Origin of the sequence: Nonomuraea sp. NPDC005692, assembly GCF_040631115.1 — a bacterium.
In the GTDB taxonomy this organism is placed as follows: Bacteria; Actinomycetota; Actinomycetes; order Streptosporangiales; family Streptosporangiaceae; genus Nonomuraea.
The window spans coordinates 71,034-89,651 of sequence record NZ_JBEXYU010000014.1 but is presented as its reverse complement, the minus strand read 5'-3'; the positions used below and the strand labels follow the sequence as shown (position 1 = coordinate 89,651).

Below are 18,618 nucleotides of genomic sequence, written 5' to 3'. Positions count from 1 at the left end.
GATGAAGACGAGCCCGCGCGCGGTCGCAGAGCGCGAGATCACCCGCCGGGTCGACCTGTGCCTGCCCGACGGCCGGCTCAACCCGGCCGCGGTCGGCTGGAGCCGCACCCCGCTCCACCGCGCCAACATCCGCGGCTGGGGCCGCACGATGCGCTGGGACTACTGGTGCGTCACCAGCCCCGGCCACGTGTTCGCCTTCAGCGCCAGCAGCCTCGACTACCTGGCCGGCGAGTCGGCGTTCTTCCTCGACCGGCGCACCGGCGAGCAGGTCTCCAGCCGGGGCCTGCTCGTCCCGGCCAGGGGCGTGTCCTTCTCCGAGCGCGGCGGCGAGGGCAGCGTGCGCATCGGCGCCGGCCCGGTCCGCATCAGCGTCGACGAGACCGCCGACGGCACCCGGCTGCGGCTGAAGTCCGCCGAGATCGCCGCCGACGTGCTGGTGCGCCGGGTGCCGGGCCGCGAGAGCCTGTCGGTCGTGGTGCCCTGGGGCCCCCGCCGCTTCCAGTACACGGTCAAGGACGTCGGCCGGCCCGCCGAGGGCACCGTGCGCGTGGGCGGGCAGACCTACGAGTTCGACCCCGCCGACGCCCTGGCCACGCTCGACCTCGGGCGCGGGCGCTGGCCCGGCGACATCCGCTGGAACTGGGGCGCCGCCGCCGGACGGCCCGGCGGCCGCGACGTCGCCCTGCAGATCGGCGGCAAGTGGACCGACGGCACCGGCAGCGTGGAGAACGGCCTCATCCTCGACGGCCGCCTGCACAAGATCAGCGAGGAGCTGGTCTGGCGGTACGACACCACCGACTGGCGCGCGCCCTGGCACATCGTGGGCGAGCGCGTGGACCTGGAGTTCGTCCCCGAGCACGTGCGCGAGGCCGACGTGCGGCGCGCGTTCTACATGCGCAGCCAGGAGGCCCAGGCGTTCGGCCACTACCGCGGCACGGTCGTCGCCGACGACGGCGAGAGCGTGACGGTCGACGGCCTGTACGGCTGGGCCGAGGAGGTCTACCGGCGCTGGTAGCGGCGTCAGGCGTCGCGGTCGTCGCGGATGACCTCGCCGTGGATGACCTCGCCGTGCACGACCTTGCCGCCCTGAGGGGCCCGGTCCACGCCGGGCGCCGACGGGAACAGGTTCGCGTACGGCGAGGCCGCCGCCACCCGCTTGACCCGCCGGTCGAAGAACCACGACGCCAGCCGCCGCATCAGCGGCCGGGTGAAGGGCAGCACGAAGACGAAGCCGACGACGTCGGTGAAGAAGCCCGGGATCATCAGCAACGCGCCGCCGGCCAGCACCAGGCCACCGTCGGCCAGGTCGCGGTCGGGCACGCGGCCCTCCGACAACGCCGCCTGCAGACGCCGCCAGACCCGGCGGCCCTCGCGGCGCACCAGCCAGGCGCCCACCAGGCTGCCCGCGACGAGCAGGCCGACGGTCGGCCATCCGCCGATCATCGATCCGACCTGGATCAGCAGCCAGACCTCCAGCACCGGGACGCCCAGCAAGGCCAGGAACAGCAGCAGCCGCATCGTTTCCTCGATTCCGCGCACACGTACATCAGGAACAACGTCCGGCGGGCCGCGCGCGTTCCTGGACGCGGATCCTCGCGCCGGTCAGCCGCGGGTGCGGCGCAGACGGCGGGGCAGACCGGTGACGCCCCACATGCCGATGCGCCACAACGCCTCGGACATGACCTTGCCGTTCATCTTGCTCTTGCCGACCGTGCGCTCGACGAACGTGATCGGCACCTCCACCACCCGCAGGCCGTGCCTGGACGTGCGGAGCGTGAGGTCGACCTGGAAGCAGTAGCCCTGCGACTCGACCCCGGCCAGGCCCACCTTCTCCAGCGTGGAGGCCCGGTAGGCGCGGAAGCCGGCGGTGGCGTCGCGCACCGGCAGGCCGAGCATCACCCGGGTGTAGATGTTGGCGCCCTTGGACAGCAGCTCGCGCCGGTGGGGCCAGTTGACCACCTTGCCGCCGGGCACGTAGCGCGAGCCGATCGCCAGGTCGGCGCCGTCGGCCAGGGCCTGCAGCAGCTTGGGCAGCTCTTCTGGCTGGTGTGAGCCGTCGGCGTCCATCTCGACCAGCACGTCGTAGCCCTCGCTCAGGCCCCAGCGGAACCCGGCGATGTAGGCCGCGCCGAGCCCCTGCTTGCCCGGCCGGTGCAGCACGTGGACGTGCTCGTCGGCCTCGGCCAGGCCGTCGGCGACCTCGCCGGTGCCGTCGGGGCTGTTGTCGTCGGCCACCAGCACGTGGGCCTCCGGCAGGGCGGCGCGCAACCGCTCGACGATGGCGGGCAGGTTGTCGCGCTCGTTGTAGGTCGGGACGACGACGAGCACCCGGCCGACAGTCTCCATCATGAGCCGTTCCCCATTCGGTCGCCTCGCCTGCCGCGCCGTGCGGCGACTCCGACAGCCACCGCTCCCATCAACATCAATGCCCATTCAGGAAGCTCGCCCACCTTTGTGGCGATCGTTTCCTGGGTGCGTACGGGCACCTTGACCACGTTCATGTCGGGGACAAGTTCACGGGTCTGCCAGGAGACCTTACCGTCAGGCGTGACATATGCGGAGATCCCGGTCGTGGCGGCCGTGACGACGGCCCTGTTGTGCTCGACGGCGCGCAGCTTGGACATCGCGAGCTGCTGCGGCGGCAGGTTGGACAGCGCGTAGCTGGCGTTGTTGGTCTGCACCACCAGCGGGGTGCCGCCGGCGCGCACGGTGCCGCGCACGGTGTCGTCGTAGGCCACCTCGTAGCAGTTGACCGCGCCGATCGTGACCGGGCCGAGCTTCAGGTCGCCCGGCTTCGTGCCCGCGACCGACTGCCGGCCGACCAGGTTGGCCCGCTCCCACAGGGCCAGCACGATCTCCTTGAACGGCGTGTACTCCCCGAACGGCACCAGGTGCTGCTTGTCGTAGTAGGCGCCGGGACCGGTCACCGGGTCCCACACCAGGCTGCGCGTGGCGCGGTGCTCGTCGCCGATGGCCACGACGGCGCCGACCAGGGTGGGGACGCCGACGTACTTGACCGACTCGTCGATGACCTGGCGGGCGAAGGCGCTGGTGTAGGGGTCGATGTCGGTGGAGTTCTCGGGCAGGACGACGATGTCGGGCCTCGGCAGGGCCCCGGCGCGCACGGCGTCGGCCAGGCGCTTGGTCTCCTCGGCGTGGTTGCGCAGGACGACGGCCGGCTCGTCGCCGAGCGGGTGCATGCCCCGCCCCGGGACGTTGCCCTGCACGATGCCGACGTTGATCGAGCGGCCCTCGTCGCCCGGCCTCGGCAGGACGAGCGTGAGCAGCGGCACGGCCAGCGCCACGGCCGCCGGGACGGCCCTGCGCACGACCTTGTTCACGCCCTTGTTCACGGTGGCGGCAGGGCGCACCAGGACGGCGTGGGCCAGCAGGGCGCCGCACAGCGTGACGGCGAAGGACACCAGCGGCGCGCCGCCCAGCGCGGCGTAGGAGGTGAACAGCGACTCGCCCTGGCTGAAGGCCACCCGCGCCCACGGGAAGCCGCCGACGGGCACCAGACCGCGGGCCCACTCCATCATCACCCACAGCGCGCCGAACCACAGCGGCCACAGCCGCAGCCGGAACACCAGGGCCGCCAGGGCGGCCATGACGGCGTAGAACACGCTCTCGGTGGCCACCAGCATGACCCAGACGTCGTCGCCGATCGTGCGCACCCAGGCCAGGGCCGGGAACAGGAACACGGCGGCACCCAGATAACCCAGCCACGCGGCGCGCCGGGGACGGGCGCGGTAGAGGGCGGCGACGATCAGCCCGATGCCGACCGGCGCGCACAACCACCAGTCGAGCGGCGGGAAGGCGGTGAAGAGCAGCAGCCCGCCGGCGACCACGGCCACGACCCGCGCGGCCAGGACCCACCGGCCCTCGCCCTCGGCGCGAACACCGTCGCCCTCACCCGAGGAGGCGGTGTCGGTGTCGGCGGCTGTGTCGGCGGCTGTGGCGTCCGCCTCGGGAGCCGGTTCGCGCCCGGGGACGGGCGGAACGCTCGTCTTGTCCTGAACCACGCCGGGTCTCCTCGCAAAATCGCACGCCTGCTTGCGAAAACGCTACCGCCCCGGGGCCGCGCTCAAGCCAGCGGCGCACACCTAGATCGAAAACGGCCGCTCGCAGGCGGCCGGCTGGGTGATCCCGTTCGGGACGGGATCACCCGGCGCGATCCGCGATCCTGCGCACGAGAGCGGGAAGAGGGCCCGGAAACCCTTCGGACCGGACCCGTCTCGTCGGCGGCGAGCGCGGAATTCCGTTGTCTACTGGGCTCCCGGACCCGTCCCGGGTCCAACCCCCCAACCGGTTGGGGTGCCCCGACTCGACGGACCGACGGCCCTGCACCTGGCTGTGTGGACGAAGTCACGCTCCGTCACGGACGCAGGATCCGGCGATGTCAGAGACGGCCAACCGGCCAAGTCCCGTGCTGGACTGCGCAGCAAACTACCGACTCCACCTCAGATGTCAACCGTGTCCCGATCAGCGGGAACCTCAAGTTTCCGCAGGTGGGACATGTTCGGCCTGCCGTCGTAAAGCGGGTCAAAGCCCATTTGCCGACGTCGGGGACCTGCCCGGCAGGCCCGACAACGCCTGCGACAACGGCCCTTCGTGGACGACGCCCAGCCGTTGCGTGGCACGCGTCAGAGCAACATACAGGTCGCTCGGCCCGCGTGGCGACTGGGCGGCGATGAGGTCCGGCTCGGCCACGATCACCGAGTCGAACTCCAGGCCCTTGGCGTCGGCCACGCCCATCACCGCCAGGGGCGCGTCCAGGGCGGCGGCCCCGCCGGCCCGTCCGGCGCCGGGCGTGACCACCGCGGCGCCCTCCACGGCCGCGACCAGCCGCGCGCCGAGCGTGTCCAGCAGCGCGTCGGGCACCACCACGGCGACCTTGCCGCCCTCCCCGACCTCGGACCTGGCCAGTTCGGGCAGCGCGGGCAGCGGCGCCGACCAGGGCCGCGCGCCGAGTTCGCGCACCGACGTCGGCGCCTCCAGGGCCGGGTCGATGGTGGCCAGCACCCGCGCGGCCACCTCCATGAGCTCCACGGGCGTGCGGTAGTTGACCGTCAGCCGCTCCTGACGCCAGCGCCCGGCCACGTACGGGTCCAGCACCTGCGCCCACGAGCGCGCCCCCGCCGCCGAGCCGGTCTGGGCGATGTCGCCCACGATCGTCATCGACCGCGTCGGGCAGCGCCGCATGACCGCCCGCCAGGCCATCGGCGACAGCTCCTGCGCCTCGTCCACGATCACGTGCCCGTAGGCCCAGGTGCGGTCGGCGGCGGCGCGTTCGGCGGTGGTGAGGTAGGGGCCGTCGCCGCGCTGGCGTTCGGCCAGCCGCTCGGCCTCCATGACGTCGGACAGGCCGGTCAGCTCCAGCACCTCGCGCGCGTAGGCCAGCTCGGCCTCGCGCTGGTGCTCCTCGGCCTGCCGGGCGGCGGCCAGCTCCTCCTCGGCCTGCATCGCCGAGGCGCGCAGCACGTGCTCGTCGATGTCGCCCAGCAGCTCGGCGGCCTCGTCCAGGAGCGGCACGTCGGCGTCGGTCCACTCGGCCGAGTCGCGGCGCAGCAGCGCCCTCTCCGCGGGGCTCAGGACGCCCCCCGCCGCGTCGAGTCGCTCGGGCGACCCGTACAGGCCCAGCAGCAGCCGCTGGGGCGTCAGGTACGGCCACAGCCGGTTGAGCGCCGCCTTGACCACCGGCTCGGTCCGCAGCTCCTCGCGCAGATCGGCCAGCTCGTCGTCGATGAGCCCCTTGCCGATCTTGCGGGCCTGCTGCCGGGCCAGCGCGTTCAGCAACGACCTGACGAACACCGCGCGCGCCTGGTTGTGCGGGCGGCGCGAGCGCACGGCCTTGTTCTTGGCCGCGTCGAGCATGGCGCGGTCGACGGTGAGCGTCAGCCGCCCCATCGTCAGCTCGATGGGCTTGCGCGGCACCTTCTGCCGGTCGCGCACGGCGCGCTCGATCACCTGGGCCATCCGCGCGTCGCCCTTGACCGCGGCCACCTCCGGACGGTCGCGCCGGGTGGCCGTCACGCCCGGGTACAGCTCGCCCACGGTGGACAGCAGCACGTCGGTCTCGCCGAGCGAGGGCAGCACCTGCTCGATGTAGCGCAGGAAGGTGAGGTTGGGGCCGAGGATGAGCACGCCGCGGCGCTCCAGGCGCTCCCTGTGGGTGTAGAGCAGGTAGGCGGCCCGGTGCAGGGCCACGACGGTCTTGCCCGTGCCGGGGCCGCCCTGCACGACCAGGACGCCGTTGAGGTCGCTGCGGATGACGCGGTCCTGCTCGGCCTGGATGGTGGCGACGATGTCGCGCATGCGTCCGGTGCGGCGCTCGTCGAGGGCGGCCAGCAGCGCGGCCTCGCCGTTGAGGGTGGCGCGGTCGTCGTCGGTGAGCGCGTCGAGGTCGAGCAGGTCGTCGTCGACGCCGACGACGCTGCGTTCCCTGGTCTGCAGGTGGCGGCGCCTGGTCACGCCCATGGGCGCGGCGGGGGTGGCGCGGTAGAAGGGCTGCGCCACGGGCGCGCGCCAGTCGATGAGCAGACGGCGTTGCTCGTCGTCGGTGAGCCCGAGCTTGCCGATGTAGAGCCGGCCCTCCTCGACGTGGTCGAGCCGGCCGAAAACCAGGCCGCGCTCCACCGCCCAGAGCCGGGCCAGGCGCCCGGCGTACATGTCGGCGAAGGAGTCGCGCTCGGATCTGTTCTGCATCGTGCCGACGGCACCCGTGGCCAGCACTTCCTTGAGCCGGCGCTGGGTGCGCTCGCGCAGCTCGTCGAGGCGGTCGTACAGACCGGTGACGTAGGACTGCTCTTTGGCGAGCTCCGTTTGACGAGTTGCCGCCTGACCATTATTGTGGTTAATGGGACACTCCGGGCCATTCTGCTTGTTGTTGCGACAAACGATGACATTAGCACGCCTGTCGAGGCACTCCCATCTTCCCTTCCCCCTTCCGGGTCACGGCTTGGTTTCGCCCTCTTGACCAGCATGGGAGAACTCCCTATGTTCTCGAGTTAGGAAAGTTTCCTAACTTCGTCGAAGGGGTCCTCCTGATGAGCGGTCCGGTTCCGGGAACGCCGAGCCTGCTGCGCGCGATCAACGACCGCGCGGCCCTGCGGGCGCTCCTCGAGCGCGGGTCGCTGACCCGCCCGGAGCTGGGCGCCCTGACGGGCCTGTCCAAGCCCACCGCCTCCCAGCTCCTGTCGCGCCTGCAGGACGCCGGGCTGGTGGTCCTGGACGGCATCAGGGAGGGCCTGCCGGGCCGTACCGCCGAGGTCTACCGGATCAACCCGGCGGCGGCCTACGTGGGCGCGCTCGACGTCGCCCCCGACCGCATCGAGGCCCGCGTCGCCGACATCACCGGCACGGTCGTGGGCTCGTACACGCTGCCGACGCCCCGGCGGCCGGGCGGCGAGCTGGTCGACCGGCTGGGCGCGGCGCTGGCCGGCGCGAACCCGCCGGACAAGCTGCGCAGGGTCGTGATCGGCGTGCAGGCCGCGATCGACCCGGCCACCGGCCGGCTCGGCTACGCCGCCGCCAAGGACGTGCCCGGCTGGCAGATCGACGACCTCGTGCCCACCCTCAGCGCGGGTCTCGGCACGGCCGTGGACGTGGAGAACAACGTCAACCTCGTCGCCCTGGCCGAGCAGGCGCACGGCGCGGCGCGCGGGCACTCCGACTTCGTGCTGCTGTGGGCCGACGAGGGCATCGGCTCGGCCATCGTGCTCGGCGGTCGCATGCACAGGGGCGCGACCGGCGGCGCGGGCGAGGTGGGTTACATGCCGACCCCGGGCGCGCCGACCGCCCGCGAGGCCGGCCGCTACGCCAACCACGGCTACCAGGCGCTCACCGGCGGCCCGGCCGTGCTGCGGCTGCTGCGCTCCTACGGCGTGCACGGCACCGACTTCCGCCAGGCCATCGCCAAGGCGGTACGCGTGTCGGAGGGCTCGGGGCAGAAGGCCGACGACGCCAAGGCGGGGCTGCGCGACATCGCCGCCCGCCTGGCGGTGGGCCTGGCGGCCATCACCTCCGTCATCGACCCCGGCCTGATCGTGCTGACCGGCGGCGTCGTGCTGTCGGGCGGCGAGCCGCTGCGCGAGCTGGTCGAGCACGAGCTGCACGCGCTCACCATCCCCCGCCCCGTCGTGCGGCTGTCGCACGTGGAGGGCAACCCGGTGCTGGCCGGCGCGCTCGACCTGGCCCTGGACACCGTGCGCGACGAGGTCTTCAGCTCGACCGTCCCTTCCTGAACCTCTTTCTCCATCCCGTTCCACCCTCCCTTCATGATCCCCCAGCGGTAGGAGGCACCCTCCGTGCGCTTCGTCCCCCTGGCGGCCGTCGCGATCCTCGCGCTCGCCGCCTGCACCGCCGGCAGGGAGGCCGGGCCCTCGCTCGGCTCCCAGCCAAGACCCTCGGGTTCGGCCTCCGCGGCCCTCCCGGCGGCCACGATCCAGCTCTGGCACGGATTCTCCACCGACGCCGAGGTCAAGGCGTTCGAGGAGGCCATCGCCGGGTTCCACGCCAAGTTCCCGCAGATCACCGTCAAGGCCACCAAGGGCGTCCAGGACGACCAGATCACGCAGGCCATCCGGGGCGGCAACGCGCCGGACGTGGCGGCCTCGTTCACGACGGACAACGTCGCCCAATGGTGCAGGTCGGGATCGTTCCAAGACCTCACCCCCGTCATCAAGCAGGACGGGATCGACCTGTCGGTGCTGCCCGAGGTGGCACGTTCCTACACCGGCTTCGGCGGCCGGCAGTGCACGCTGCCGCTGCTGGCCGACGCGTACGGCCTCTACTACAACAAGGCCCTGATGAAGGGCAACCAACCGCCCAGGACGCTGACCGAGCTGACCGAGCTGGCCAAGAAGCTGACCGTGCGCGACGCGAACGGCGACATCAAGGTGGCCGGGTTCGTCCCCAGCACGCAGTACTACGAGAACAGCCCCAGCCACCTGGCCCCCATGGTCGGCGCCACCTGGTACAACGCCGACGGCACCTCGGCCATCGGCACCGACCCGGCGTGGAAGGCCCTGCTGCGCTGGCAGAAGGAGCTCATCGACTGGTACGGCTACGACAAGCTGGAGAAGTTCCGCAAGAGCCTGGGCGACGAGTGGAGCGCCGACCACCCGTTCTACAAGGGCAAGATCGCGATGGTCCTGGACGGCGAATGGCGCAACGCCATGATCGCCAACGACGCCAAGAAGCTCGACTACGCCACCGCTCCCCTGCCGGTCGCCGACGACAAGCCCGACCTGTACGGCAGCGGCTTCACCGCCGGAACCGTCATCGGCGTCCCCAAGGGCGCCAAGAACCCGCAGCAGGCCTGGGAGCTGGTCAAGTACCTGACCACCGACACCAGCTCGCTGGTGACGCTCTCCAACGCCCTGCGCAACGTGCCCACGACCAAGGCCGCGATGGAATCGCCCGACCTGAGCAAGGACGCGAACTTCGCCACCTTCCTCGACGTCTTCTCCCACCCCAAGACCTCGACGCTGCCGCCGAGCGTCAACAGCGTCTTCAACCAGGAGGCGCTGGCGACCTTCGTCGTCAAGTGGGAGAAGGGCGCGGTCACCGACCTCGACGCCGGCCTCAAGGGCGTGGACAAGCAGATCGACGACAAGCTGAAGCTGTCCGGGGGCTGATCGGCGATGGCCTCCTCCCCCCACGCCGCGCCGCCGAGGCGGCGGCGCGGCGAGGGCCTGCGCGCCCTGCTGTGGTTGTCGCCGTGGATCGCCGGAGTGTCGATCTTCTTCGTCTATCCGCTGCTGTCCACGGTGTACTTCTCCTTCTACCGCTACGACATGACCAGCACGCCGGAGTTCATCGGGCTGGACAACTACGCGTACCTGCTGCACGACCCGCGGGTCGCGATGTCGGCCAAGAACACGCTGTGGCTGGTGGCGATCATGGTGCCGGCCACGGTGCTGTTCTCCCTGGCCCTGGCCCAGCTCGTGGTCCGGCTCAAGGCCGGCGTCGGCGTGCTGCGGACGATCTTCTACCTGCCGTCGCTGGTCCCGCTGGCGGCCGGGACGATCACCTTCGTCTTCCTGATGAACCCGGCCACCGGGCCGTGGAACAAGTTCCTGGCCCTGTTCGGCATCCACGGGCCCGACTGGTTCGGCGACCCGGCCTGGTCCAAGCCGAGCCTGACGCTGCTGTCCCTGTGGAGCTGCGGCCAGCTCGCGGTGATCTTCATGGCGGCGCTGCTGGACGTCCCCCGGCACCTGTACGAGGCCGCCGCCATCGACGGCGCCGGCGCCTGGCGGCAGTTCCGCAGCGTGACGCTGCCGACGATCGCGCCGGTGCTGATGTTCGCCCTGGTCACCAACGTCATCTACGCCCTGCAGTACTTCACCCAGGCGATGATCGCCTCCCGGGTGGCCTCGGGCTCGACCGACTCCCCCGGCTCCACCTTCACCCCCGGCTATCCGGACGAGTCGCTGCTGACGCTGCCTCAGTGGCTCTTCCAGTCGGGCTTCCGCGACTGGACGATGGGCTACGCGTGCGTGCTGGCGCTGCTGCTGTTCGCCACGTCGATGATCTTCACGTTGATCCTGCTGCGGCAGTTCCGCCGGGCCGAGGAGGCGATATGAGCGCGACCATGACCGCCCCCGCCCCGCCCGCGGCCCCCGCGCGGCGGCAGGGGGTCAGGGCGCGGCGGCGGCGCACACTGATGTGGATCGCCACGCACGCGACGGCGATCGTGCTGGCCCTGATGTTCCTGGCGCCGGTGGTGTTCCTGACCCTGACCGCGCTGATGACCGACGAGCAGGCGCTGACCGGCGACCTGTGGCCGCGCACGTGGAACTTCGACAACTTCGTGGTGGTGTTCGAGAAGTCGAAGCTGCTGCGCTGGGGGATCAACACGCTGCTGTACGCGGGCCTCGGCACGGTCTTCACGCTGGCCTCCTCCATCCCGGTGGCCTACGCGCTGGCCCGGTTCCGCTTCCGGGGGCGGCGGGCGGCGTTCCTGCTGGTGATCACCGCCATGATGCTGCCGCCGCAGGTCATCGCGGTGCCGATCTACCTGGTGTGGGCCCGGCTGGGGCTGACCGACAGCCTGTGGCCGCTGATCGTGCCGATGTTGTTCGGCGACGCGTTCTCCATCTTCCTGCTCCGCCAGTTCCTCATCACGATCCCGCGCGAGTACATCGACGCGGCGAAGGTGGACGGCTGCTCGGACTTCAGGACGCTGGTGCGGGTGATCCTGCCTATGGCCCGTCCGGCGGTCGCCGCCGTCGCCCTGTTCCAGTTCTTCTACTGCTGGAACGACTACTACGGCCCACTGCTGTACGCCGGCGTCGAGCAGGAGGGCTGGACGCTCTCGCTCGGCCTGGCCACGTTCAAGGCGTTCCACAGCGTCCAGTGGAACCTCACCATGGCCGCCACCCTGCTGGTGACCGCCCCGGTGATCATCGTGTTCTTCCTCGCCCAGAAAGTCTTCATCGAGGGCGTGACCTTGACAGGAGTGAAGGGTTGAAACTCGCCGTGGTCGGGGGCGGCTCGACGTACACGCCGGAGCTGGTCGACGGGTTCGCGCGGCTGCGTGACGAGCTGCCCGTGACGGAGATCGCCCTCATCGATCCGGATCCGTCCCGTCTTGAGCTGGTGTCGGGGATGTCGCGGCGCATGCTGGCGCACGCCGGGCATCCGGCGCGCGTGCTGGCCACCTCGTCGGTGGCCGAGGGGGTCGCGGGGGCCGAGGTCGTGCTGTTCCAGCTCCGGGTGGGCGGGCAGGCGGCCAGGAACGTCGACGAGACGCTGCCGCTGGAGTGCGGCTGCGTGGGCCAGGAGACGACCGGCGCGGGCGGCCTGGCCAAGGCGCTGCGCACGGTGCCGGTCGTGCTGGAGCTGGCCGAGATCGTACGCCGGGAGGCACCGGACGCCTGGATCATCGACTTCACCAACCCGGTCGGCATCGTCACCAGGGCGCTGCTCGACGCCGGCCACCGGGCCATCGGGCTGTGCAACGTCGCGATCGGCTTCCAGCGCCGCTTCGCCGCGGGGCTGGGCGTCGACCCCGGCCGCATCTCGCTGGGTCACGTCGGGCTGAACCACCTGAGCTGGGAGCGTTCGGTGCACCTCGACGGCCGGGACGTGCTGCCCGACATCATCGACCGGGCCGGCGAGGAGATCGCCGACGCCCTCGGGCTGCGGGTGGAGCTGATCCGGCGGCTCGGCGTCATCCCGTCGTACTACCTGCGCTACTTCTACGCCCACGACGCGGTGGTGCGCGAGCAGCGCTCCAAGCCGTCGCGGGCGGCCGAGGTGGCGGAGATGGAGACGCGGCTGCTGGAGATGTACGGCGACCCGTCGGTGGTGACCAAGCCGGAGCTGCTGGACCGGCGCGGCGGCGCGTTCTACTCCGAGTCGGCGGTCGCGCTGATCGCCTCGCTGCTCGGCGACCGGGGCGACGCCCAGGTCGTCAACGTGCGCAACCAGGGCACCCTGCCCTTCCTGGACGACGACGCCGTCATCGAGGTGCCCGCGGCCATCACCGCGTCCGGCGCCGCGCCGCTGCCGGTGCCGCCCGTCGAGCCGCTGTACGCGGGGCTGATCGCGCACGTGTCGGCGTACGAGACCCTGGCCCTGGACGCCGCCCGCCGGGGCGGCGCGGACCGCGTGCGCGACGCCCTGCTGGCGCACCCGCTGATCGGCCAGGACGACGTCGCCGAGGAGCTGACCGGCCTGCTGCTGGCGGCCAACCGCGAGCACCTGCCCTGGACGGTGGGCTAGTGGCGGGCCCCGGGCTGCTCCTGGCCGTCGACGGCGGCAACAGCAAGACCGACGTCGCGGTGGTCGCGGACGACGGCGAGGTGGTCGCGACCGGCCGGGCGGGCCCCTTCGAGCCGCAGAGCGCGGGCGTGGCCGCGGCCGTGGACGTGGTGGCCGAGGCGACGGCCCGCACCGGCCTGCCGGCCCAGGCGTTCGGCCACGTGTCGGCCTGCCTGGCCGGGGCCGACTTCCCGGTGGAGGAGGAGGCGCTGGCCGCCGAGTTCGCCGCCCGCGGGTTCGGCGACGTGGTGGTGCGCAACGACACCTTCGCGCTGCTGCGGGCCGGCACGTCGGCCCCGTGGGGGGTCGCGGTGGTGTGCGGCGCGGGCATCAACGCGGTCGGCGTCTCCCCCGGCGGGCAGGTGGCCCGCTTCCCGTCGCTGGGCCGGATCAGCGGCGACTGGGGCGGCGGCCAGGGCGTGGCCGAGGATGCGCTGTGGCACGCCGCGCGCGCCGAGGACGGCCGTGGCGCGCCGACGGCCCTGGCGGAGCTGGTCACGGCCCACTTCGGCACGGCCACCGTCGAGGAGCTGGTGCTCGACATGCACTTCGGGCGCGTGGACGAAGGGCGGCTGCACGAGCTGGCCCCCGGCGTGCTGGCCGTCGCCGCGGCCGGGGACGCGGTCGCCCGGTCGCTGGTCCAGCGGCAGGCCGAGGAGGTGACCGTGATGGCCGAGGTGTGCCTGCGGCGGCTCGGCCTGCTGCAGACCCCGGTCGAGGTGGTGCTCGGCGGCGGCATGCTGACGGCCCGGGACCCGCTGCTGACGCCGCTGCTGGAGGCGGCGTTCGCGGCCAGGGCGCCGCAGGCCGAGCTCGTGGTGGCGGACCTGCCGCCGGTGGCGGGAGCGGCGCTGCTGGGGCTTGAGCACCTGGGCGCCCCGGAGACCGCGCTGGCCCGGCTGCGCTCGCACTTCGCGCTTCCGGTCACCCGCTGACCCGCCCGCCGCCGTGCGTGTCCCGTTCGCCTGGTACGGGGCCGCGCCCGGCTTCTCCGCCGGGCCTGGGCGCCGGGCCTGGGCGCCGGGCCTGGGCGCCGGTCCTACGGGGGCGGCGCCCAGCGGGCTCTCGGGCGGAGGCGTTGTGGTCGGGCTCCGCGCTCTCAGGCGGAGGCGTTGTGGTCGGGCTCGGCCGGCGTGACGTCGGGGGCGACGACGGGGGCGCGGTGCTCGTAGGGCGTGCTCAGCACCACGGTGGTGCGGGTGGAGACGTTGGCCGAGGCGCGGATCTGCTGCAGCAGGTCCTCCAGCGCCACCGGCGAGGCCACGCGCACCTTGAGGATGTAGCTCTCGTCCCCGGCGACGCTGTGGCAGGCCTCGATGGCGCTCAGGTGGGCCAGCCGCACGGGGGCGTCGTCGGGCGCGGCGGGGTCGATCGGTTTGATCGACACGAACGCGGTCAGCGGCAGCCCGATCGCGTCGTGGTCGATGATGGCGGCGTAGCCGCGGACGACGCCGCGCTTCTCCAGGCGGCGTACGCGCTGGTGGACCGCGGAGACGGAGAGCCCGGTCTCCCTGGCCAGGTCGGTGAAACTCATGCGGCCGTCGTGGGCGAGCAGCGTGACGATCCGGCGGTCGATCTCCTCCATCGGTCAAAGGTAGCCGGTGATGGTCACGACATGGTCCCGACGGGAGCGACCCCTCGGTTCATCGCGTGCTCGACCAGGGTGATGAGCACCTGGCGGCCGGAGTCGCGCCGGCGGGCGTCGCACAGCACGATGGGCACGTCGGGCTCCAGCCCGATGGCCGAGCGCACCTCGCCGACGGTGAAGGGGCGGGTGCCGTCGAAGCAGTTGAGCGCGATGATGAACGGCTGCTCGCGCTTCTCGAAGTAGTCGACGGCCGGGAAGCAGTCGGCCAGGCGGCGGGTGTCGGCCAGCACCACGGCTCCCAGCGCGCCCATGGCCAGCTCGTCCCACACGAACCAGAAACGTTCCTGCCCGGGGGTGCCGAACAGGTAGAGCATGTAGTCGTCGCGGATGGTGATGCGGCCGAAGTCCATCGCGACGGTGGTGGTGAGCTTGCGCTCGACGCCCGACAGGTCGTCGACGTGCGTGCCGACGTGGGTGAGCGCCTCTTCCGTGCGCAGCGGGCGGGTCTCGGAGACGGCGCCGACCATGGTGGTCTTGCCCGCGCCGAATCCGCCGGCGATCAAGATCTTGATCGCGGTCGGCAGCCGCCAACGGTCGACGCGACCGAATTCCATCCAGCACCGCCCGTACAGGTCCCGCGCACGTCGCGGCCTTCGCGCATGGTCAGTGAAATCTGTCAAGGCGCGTGGTGAAGGCCGTTCGACGTGCCTGGCATCGAGTCACCCTAGCAACGCCACATTTTCCACTCAAGACATAAACTTTTACAACGAACCAAATGTCACGATTTATCGTCGCTAGTCCCATAAATCGCCTGGCGGGCGACAGGTGGTCAAGAGGCTTGTCAGCTTATTCGACGAGATCGTTAGGTTGCATGGTCCGGGTCCGAAATGCCGGTGAAGCCGGCGTTGAAGCCGATCCGTCGGCCCAGGTAGGCGGCCGTCCGCGGGCTGCAGCCGCGCAGCGTCTCGATCAGGCCGGTCGCCTCGCGGGCCAGGCCGTCCATCGCCGTGGTGACCTCGCCGCCGGTGACCCCGAGCCCCAGCACGTTGAGATCGCCCCAGCTCAGGTCCCTGCGGTAGGAGGCGACGTCGCCGAGCAGGTGCAGGTAACGCTGCACCTGGCGGCTGACCGCCCGCAGCTCCTCCAGGTGGCCCCTGGTCCAGCCGTCGCCGGTGTAGATCCAGTGGGACAGGTCCACGAAGCAGGAGCCGCGGCTGTCGGCGTTGTCGAGGTAGCGCTCCAGCGTGGGCACGGCCCGGGTGTCCCGCCACACCCAGGCCCTGGCCATCCCGGCCAGCGTCCGGGCGAGCTGGTCGTGCCAGAGTCGCTGCGCCGGCCCGAACCCCTCGACTGTGGCCAGCTCGTCACGCAGGTCGGCCAGGAAGCGGGTGACCGGCGACCGCGGCACCGCGCCGCCGGCGACCTCCATGCACTCGCGCGTCAGCCGGTCGACCTGCTCGCGGGTGGTGGCGGTGTGGTCGACCAGGCGGCCGACGGCCAGCACCCACAGGGCGCTGCGGTTGACCGCCTTCAGCCCGCCCGCGCCCGCCCAGGGGGCGCTGAAGGCCGTGCCGAGGGTCAGGGCCTGGTAGAACTCGGCGTCGAAGGCGGCGCCGGGGAACAGGCCGTCGTACAGCTGGGCGCAACGCCGCAGGTCCCTGCCGCACTCGGCGGCCAGGGCGCAGGTGCGGCCGAGCCGGTACGCCGCGTCCAGCTCCTCGCCGGGCACCCTAGGGCCACCCGCACGGTACACAGCTCATGGCGACGCCCCCCAACAGCCGGCCGGACGAATGCACCTGCCGAAGAATTCTTTCATGATCACATACACCCCATCAAGCCATCCCCAACCTCCCCCGCCCATCCCCACACCAGAACCGGGCCACGAGGCACCCGACCAAACGCCCCCCAACCACTACCAACCGCCCGGTCACCCCAGGCACCACAGAAAACCGACCAGGCCCGCCACAAGCCAGAGACGTCCCACCGAGTACCAGGCAAGACAGTAGCCAGCCGGTCAGCATCAGGCCGGGCCAAGCCGAGAGGCCGGGCCAAGCCGGGAGGCCGGAGACCGGTCCAGAGTTCGCGGCATGCCAGCGGCGCAAGCCACGCGGGATGTGACGGAAACGGGATCTAGCGACCCGATCAAGGGACAGTCCGGGAACCAGGTCAGACCAAGAGGCCGAGCCAGGCGAGAGACGGGGGTCACGCCGGAGGCCGAATCAGGCGGGGAGGCCGTCGACCGGTCCCGAGACAGCGGCAGGCCGACGGCGCAAGCCAAGCGGGAGGACGGGTCACACAGAAGGCGACGTCAGGAGGGAGGCGACGTCAGGGTGGGGAAGGGAAAGCGGCCCAGAGGGCGGTGGCGTCGTCGTGGGGTTTGCCGCGGACCGCCCCGCGTTCGACCTCCAACCCCCGTACGGCCGAGATCACCGCCCCCGGCCCCCCGCCGACCAGCTCGGCCAGCACGGCCTCCCAGCTCCACCCGTACCACTCCACCAGCCGGGTCACCCCGTCGGTGAACAGCCCGGCCCCCAGCAGCCCGGACGCCTCCACGACCCCGCTGACCGCCTGCCCGGCGGCCTCGGGCCGGGTGGAGGCCACCCAGAACCCGCCCTCGGCGTTGCGCATGCGCCGCACCAGCGCCGGCGAGTACGGCCGCCCGCCCGGCAGCCGCTCCACCCGGTCGTCGCCGATGACCTCGGCCCCGCCGCCGGCCCGCGCGAGCACCACCGGGGAGTCCCCCAGTACGAGGTACTCCACCACTCCCCCACCGAGACGCATCATGGCCACGGTGGCGGACGGCGAGTCGGGGTCGCCCAGGTCGCACGTGCCCGAATGGGCGCCCATGGTGACGGAGATGGCCTCGGCCAGGATGTCGGCCAGCGACGAGCGCCCACCGGCGGCCAGCCCGGCGGCCAATGCCCCGCCGAGCCGCCCGACCAGCCAGGCGACGCCGTGGGCGCAGCCGCCGCCGGCCCCGGCCGCCGCCGTGGCCCCGTCGAGCACGACCGCCCACGAGGGCCCGGCCACCGCCAGGTCCTCGTTGGGCCGCGCCGACCCGGGCCGGGTGGCGTACCTGACCTCGGTGAACATGCCGTTACGGCTGGACGGTCACCAGCTCGCGCGGCGTGTTGTTCAGCCGCTCGCCGCCGGTCTCGGTGCAGACCACGATGTCCTCGATACGGGCGCCGTGGCGGCCGGGCAGGTAGATGCCGGGCTCGACGGAGAAGGCGAACCCGGCCTCCATCGGCTCGTCGTTGCCCGAGACGATGTAGGGCTCCTCGTGCGTCTCGATGCCGATGCCGTGGCCGGTGCGGTGGATGAAGTAATCGCCGTAGCCCGCCTCGGCGATGACCTCGCGGGCCGCCGCGTCGATCGACTCGCACGACACGCCCGGCCGCACCGCGGCGCAGGCGGCTTCCTGGGCGCGGCGCAGCACCTCGTAGTAGGCGGCGAACTCGGCGGGCGGCTCGCCCACGCAGTAGGTGCGGGTGGAGTCGGAGCAGTAGCCGTTGTGGAGCTGGCCGCCGATGTCGACCACGACCGGCTCGCCGGCCTGGATCACCCGGTCGGACACGTCGTGGTGGGGGCTGGCGCCGTTGGGCCCGGAGGCGACGATGACGAAGTCGACCGTGGCGTGGCCGGCGGCCAGGATCGCCTCGGCGATGTCGCGGCCCACCTCGCGCTCGGTGCGACCGGCGCGCAGCAGCTCCGGCACCTGCCGGTGGACCGCGTCGATGGCCTCGCCGGCCTCGCGCAGGGCCGCCACCTCGGCCGGCGACTTGCGCATGCGCAGGTCGCGCAGCACCGTGCCGGCCAGCACCTGCTCGGCCTCCGGCAGCACGTCGCGGAAGCGCAGCGACGACATGGCCCACATGCGGTCGGCGAGCCCCACCTTGGCCACCCGGCCCAGCCGGGAGGCGGCGATGCTGTAGGGGTCGTCGGTCTCGTCCCAGGCCACGAACTCCAGCCCGAGCCGGGAGGCGGGCGAGGCCTGCGCGGCCGGCAGCTCAAGGCGGGGCACCATCATGTACGCCTCCCCCGAGGCGGGCACCACGAGGCAGGTCAGCCGCTCCAGCGGCTTGGCGTCGTAGCCGCTGACATAGCGCAGGTCGGGCCCGGGGGTGAGCAGCAGGGCGTCGAGGCCGGCCTTGGCGGTGGCCTCCTGCGCGGCGGCAAGACGGGACACGGGATACAGGTCTGAGGACGTCACGAGCCAAATCTACTCGGACGGCCGGCGCCCCCACTCCAGCAGGCCG

Annotated in this window: 16 protein-coding genes; 7 read left to right on the top strand and 9 right to left on the bottom strand. The window is 72.2% G+C overall.

The window, feature by feature from the left end; genetic code table 11:
* Position 1 precedes the first annotated feature (1 nt).
* Positions 2–1,015 carry a DUF2804 domain-containing protein gene (locus tag ABZ459_RS27200; RefSeq protein ID WP_357975686.1) on the top strand — a complete coding sequence of 338 codons (1,014 nt, stop codon included), beginning with the start codon at positions 2–4 and terminating at the stop codon, positions 1,013–1,015.
* Positions 1,016–1,020: 5 nt separating this feature from the next.
* Here the strand turns inward: ABZ459_RS27200 and ABZ459_RS27195 are convergent, their stop codons facing one another.
* The 4 genes from ABZ459_RS27195 to ABZ459_RS27180 form a co-directional block, all read right to left on the bottom strand.
* On the bottom strand, positions 1,021–1,518 hold the full coding sequence (locus ABZ459_RS27195) for an FxsA family protein (RefSeq protein WP_357975683.1): 498 nt from the start codon (positions 1,516–1,518) through the stop codon (positions 1,021–1,023).
* Between the two features lie 84 nt (positions 1,519–1,602).
* Positions 1,603–2,349, bottom strand: a complete 747-nt coding sequence (locus ABZ459_RS27190; protein ID WP_357975680.1) for a polyprenol monophosphomannose synthase — start codon at positions 2,347–2,349, stop codon at positions 1,603–1,605.
* Positions 2,346–4,022, bottom strand: coding sequence for an apolipoprotein N-acyltransferase (gene lnt, locus ABZ459_RS27185; protein WP_357975677.1), 1,677 nt, complete (start codon positions 4,020–4,022; stop codon positions 2,346–2,348). The genes ABZ459_RS27190 and lnt overlap by 4 nt, the downstream gene beginning before the upstream one ends.
* Positions 4,023–4,542: 520 nt before the next feature.
* A complete protein-coding gene (locus ABZ459_RS27180; protein WP_357975674.1) occupies positions 4,543–6,705 on the bottom strand; it encodes an ATP-binding domain-containing protein in 2,163 nt (720 codons plus the stop codon).
* A 341-nt stretch (positions 6,706–7,046) separates the two neighbouring features.
* On the opposite strand from ABZ459_RS27180, the gene ABZ459_RS27175 reads away from it, so the two are divergent.
* The 6 genes from ABZ459_RS27175 to ABZ459_RS27150 all read left to right on the top strand — a co-directional run bounded on the left by ABZ459_RS27175 (position 7,047) and on the right by ABZ459_RS27150 (position 13,706).
* Positions 7,047–8,243, top strand: coding sequence for an ROK family transcriptional regulator (locus ABZ459_RS27175; RefSeq protein ID WP_357975671.1), 1,197 nt, complete (start codon positions 7,047–7,049; stop codon positions 8,241–8,243).
* A gap of 63 nt (positions 8,244–8,306) precedes the next feature.
* Positions 8,307–9,638, top strand: a complete 1,332-nt coding sequence (locus tag ABZ459_RS27170) for an ABC transporter substrate-binding protein (protein WP_357975668.1) — start codon at positions 8,307–8,309, stop codon at positions 9,636–9,638.
* A 6-nt stretch (positions 9,639–9,644) separates the two neighbouring features.
* Positions 9,645–10,589, top strand: coding sequence for a sugar ABC transporter permease (locus ABZ459_RS27165; protein ID WP_357975665.1), 945 nt, complete (start codon positions 9,645–9,647; stop codon positions 10,587–10,589).
* Positions 10,586–11,476 carry a carbohydrate ABC transporter permease gene (locus ABZ459_RS27160; RefSeq protein ID WP_357975662.1) on the top strand — a complete coding sequence of 297 codons (891 nt, stop codon included), beginning with the start codon at positions 10,586–10,588 and terminating at the stop codon, positions 11,474–11,476. Before ABZ459_RS27165 ends, ABZ459_RS27160 begins: the two co-directional genes overlap by 4 nt.
* On the top strand, positions 11,473–12,732 hold the full coding sequence (locus ABZ459_RS27155) for a 6-phospho-beta-glucosidase (protein ID WP_357975659.1): 1,260 nt from the start codon (positions 11,473–11,475) through the stop codon (positions 12,730–12,732). Before ABZ459_RS27160 ends, ABZ459_RS27155 begins: the two co-directional genes overlap by 4 nt.
* Complete coding sequence (locus ABZ459_RS27150) at positions 12,732–13,706, top strand: BadF/BadG/BcrA/BcrD ATPase family protein (protein WP_357975656.1); 975 nt, start codon at positions 12,732–12,734, stop codon at positions 13,704–13,706. Before ABZ459_RS27155 ends, ABZ459_RS27150 begins: the two co-directional genes overlap by 1 nt.
* A gap of 164 nt (positions 13,707–13,870) precedes the next feature.
* Here ABZ459_RS27150 and ABZ459_RS27145 read toward each other — a convergent pair whose 3' ends face one another.
* The 5 genes from ABZ459_RS27145 to ABZ459_RS27125 all read right to left on the bottom strand — a co-directional run bounded on the left by ABZ459_RS27145 (position 13,871) and on the right by ABZ459_RS27125 (position 18,572).
* Positions 13,871–14,356: an Lrp/AsnC family transcriptional regulator gene (locus tag ABZ459_RS27145; protein ID WP_357975653.1), complete on the bottom strand. Its 486-nt coding sequence runs from the start codon at positions 14,354–14,356 to the stop codon at positions 13,871–13,873.
* 23 nt (positions 14,357–14,379) lie between these two features.
* The gene (locus ABZ459_RS27140) at positions 14,380–14,973 is read right to left on the bottom strand and encodes an ATP/GTP-binding protein (RefSeq protein ID WP_357704895.1); all 594 of its coding nucleotides are present in this window, start codon (positions 14,971–14,973) and stop codon (positions 14,380–14,382) included.
* A gap of 248 nt (positions 14,974–15,221) precedes the next feature.
* The gene (locus ABZ459_RS27135; RefSeq protein WP_357975650.1) at positions 15,222–16,088 is read right to left on the bottom strand and encodes a terpene synthase family protein; all 867 of its coding nucleotides are present in this window, start codon (positions 16,086–16,088) and stop codon (positions 15,222–15,224) included.
* A gap of 596 nt (positions 16,089–16,684) precedes the next feature.
* Positions 16,685–17,452, bottom strand: coding sequence for a protein phosphatase 2C domain-containing protein (locus tag ABZ459_RS27130; RefSeq protein WP_357975647.1), 768 nt, complete (start codon positions 17,450–17,452; stop codon positions 16,685–16,687).
* Between the two features lie 4 nt (positions 17,453–17,456).
* Positions 17,457–18,572, bottom strand: a complete 1,116-nt coding sequence (locus ABZ459_RS27125; RefSeq protein WP_357975645.1) for a Xaa-Pro peptidase family protein — start codon at positions 18,570–18,572, stop codon at positions 17,457–17,459.
* Between the last annotated feature and the right edge of the window lie 46 nt (positions 18,573–18,618).

Bases quoted from the DNA above. Each gene is read 5' to 3' on its own strand.
- ABZ459_RS27200 (WP_357975686.1), top strand. From the start codon at position 2: ATGAAGACGAGCCCGCGCGCGGTCGCAGAGCGCGAGATCACCCGCCGG.
- ABZ459_RS27195 (WP_357975683.1), bottom strand. From the start codon at position 1,518: ATGCGGCTGCTGCTGTTCCTGGCCTTGCTGGGCGTCCCGGTGCTGGAG.
- ABZ459_RS27190 (WP_357975680.1), bottom strand. From the start codon at position 2,349: ATGATGGAGACTGTCGGCCGGGTGCTCGTCGTCGTCCCGACCTACAAC.
- ABZ459_RS27180 (WP_357975674.1), bottom strand. From the start codon at position 6,705: ATGCAGAACAGATCCGAGCGCGACTCCTTCGCCGACATGTACGCCGGG.
- ABZ459_RS27175 (WP_357975671.1), top strand. From the start codon at position 7,047: ATGAGCGGTCCGGTTCCGGGAACGCCGAGCCTGCTGCGCGCGATCAAC.
- ABZ459_RS27165 (WP_357975665.1), top strand. From the start codon at position 9,645: ATGGCCTCCTCCCCCCACGCCGCGCCGCCGAGGCGGCGGCGCGGCGAG.
- ABZ459_RS27160 (WP_357975662.1), top strand. From the start codon at position 10,586: ATGAGCGCGACCATGACCGCCCCCGCCCCGCCCGCGGCCCCCGCGCGG.
- ABZ459_RS27145 (WP_357975653.1), bottom strand. From the start codon at position 14,356: ATGGAGGAGATCGACCGCCGGATCGTCACGCTGCTCGCCCACGACGGC.
- ABZ459_RS27140 (WP_357704895.1), bottom strand. From the start codon at position 14,973: ATGGAATTCGGTCGCGTCGACCGTTGGCGGCTGCCGACCGCGATCAAG.
- ABZ459_RS27130 (WP_357975647.1), bottom strand. From the start codon at position 17,452: ATGTTCACCGAGGTCAGGTACGCCACCCGGCCCGGGTCGGCGCGGCCC.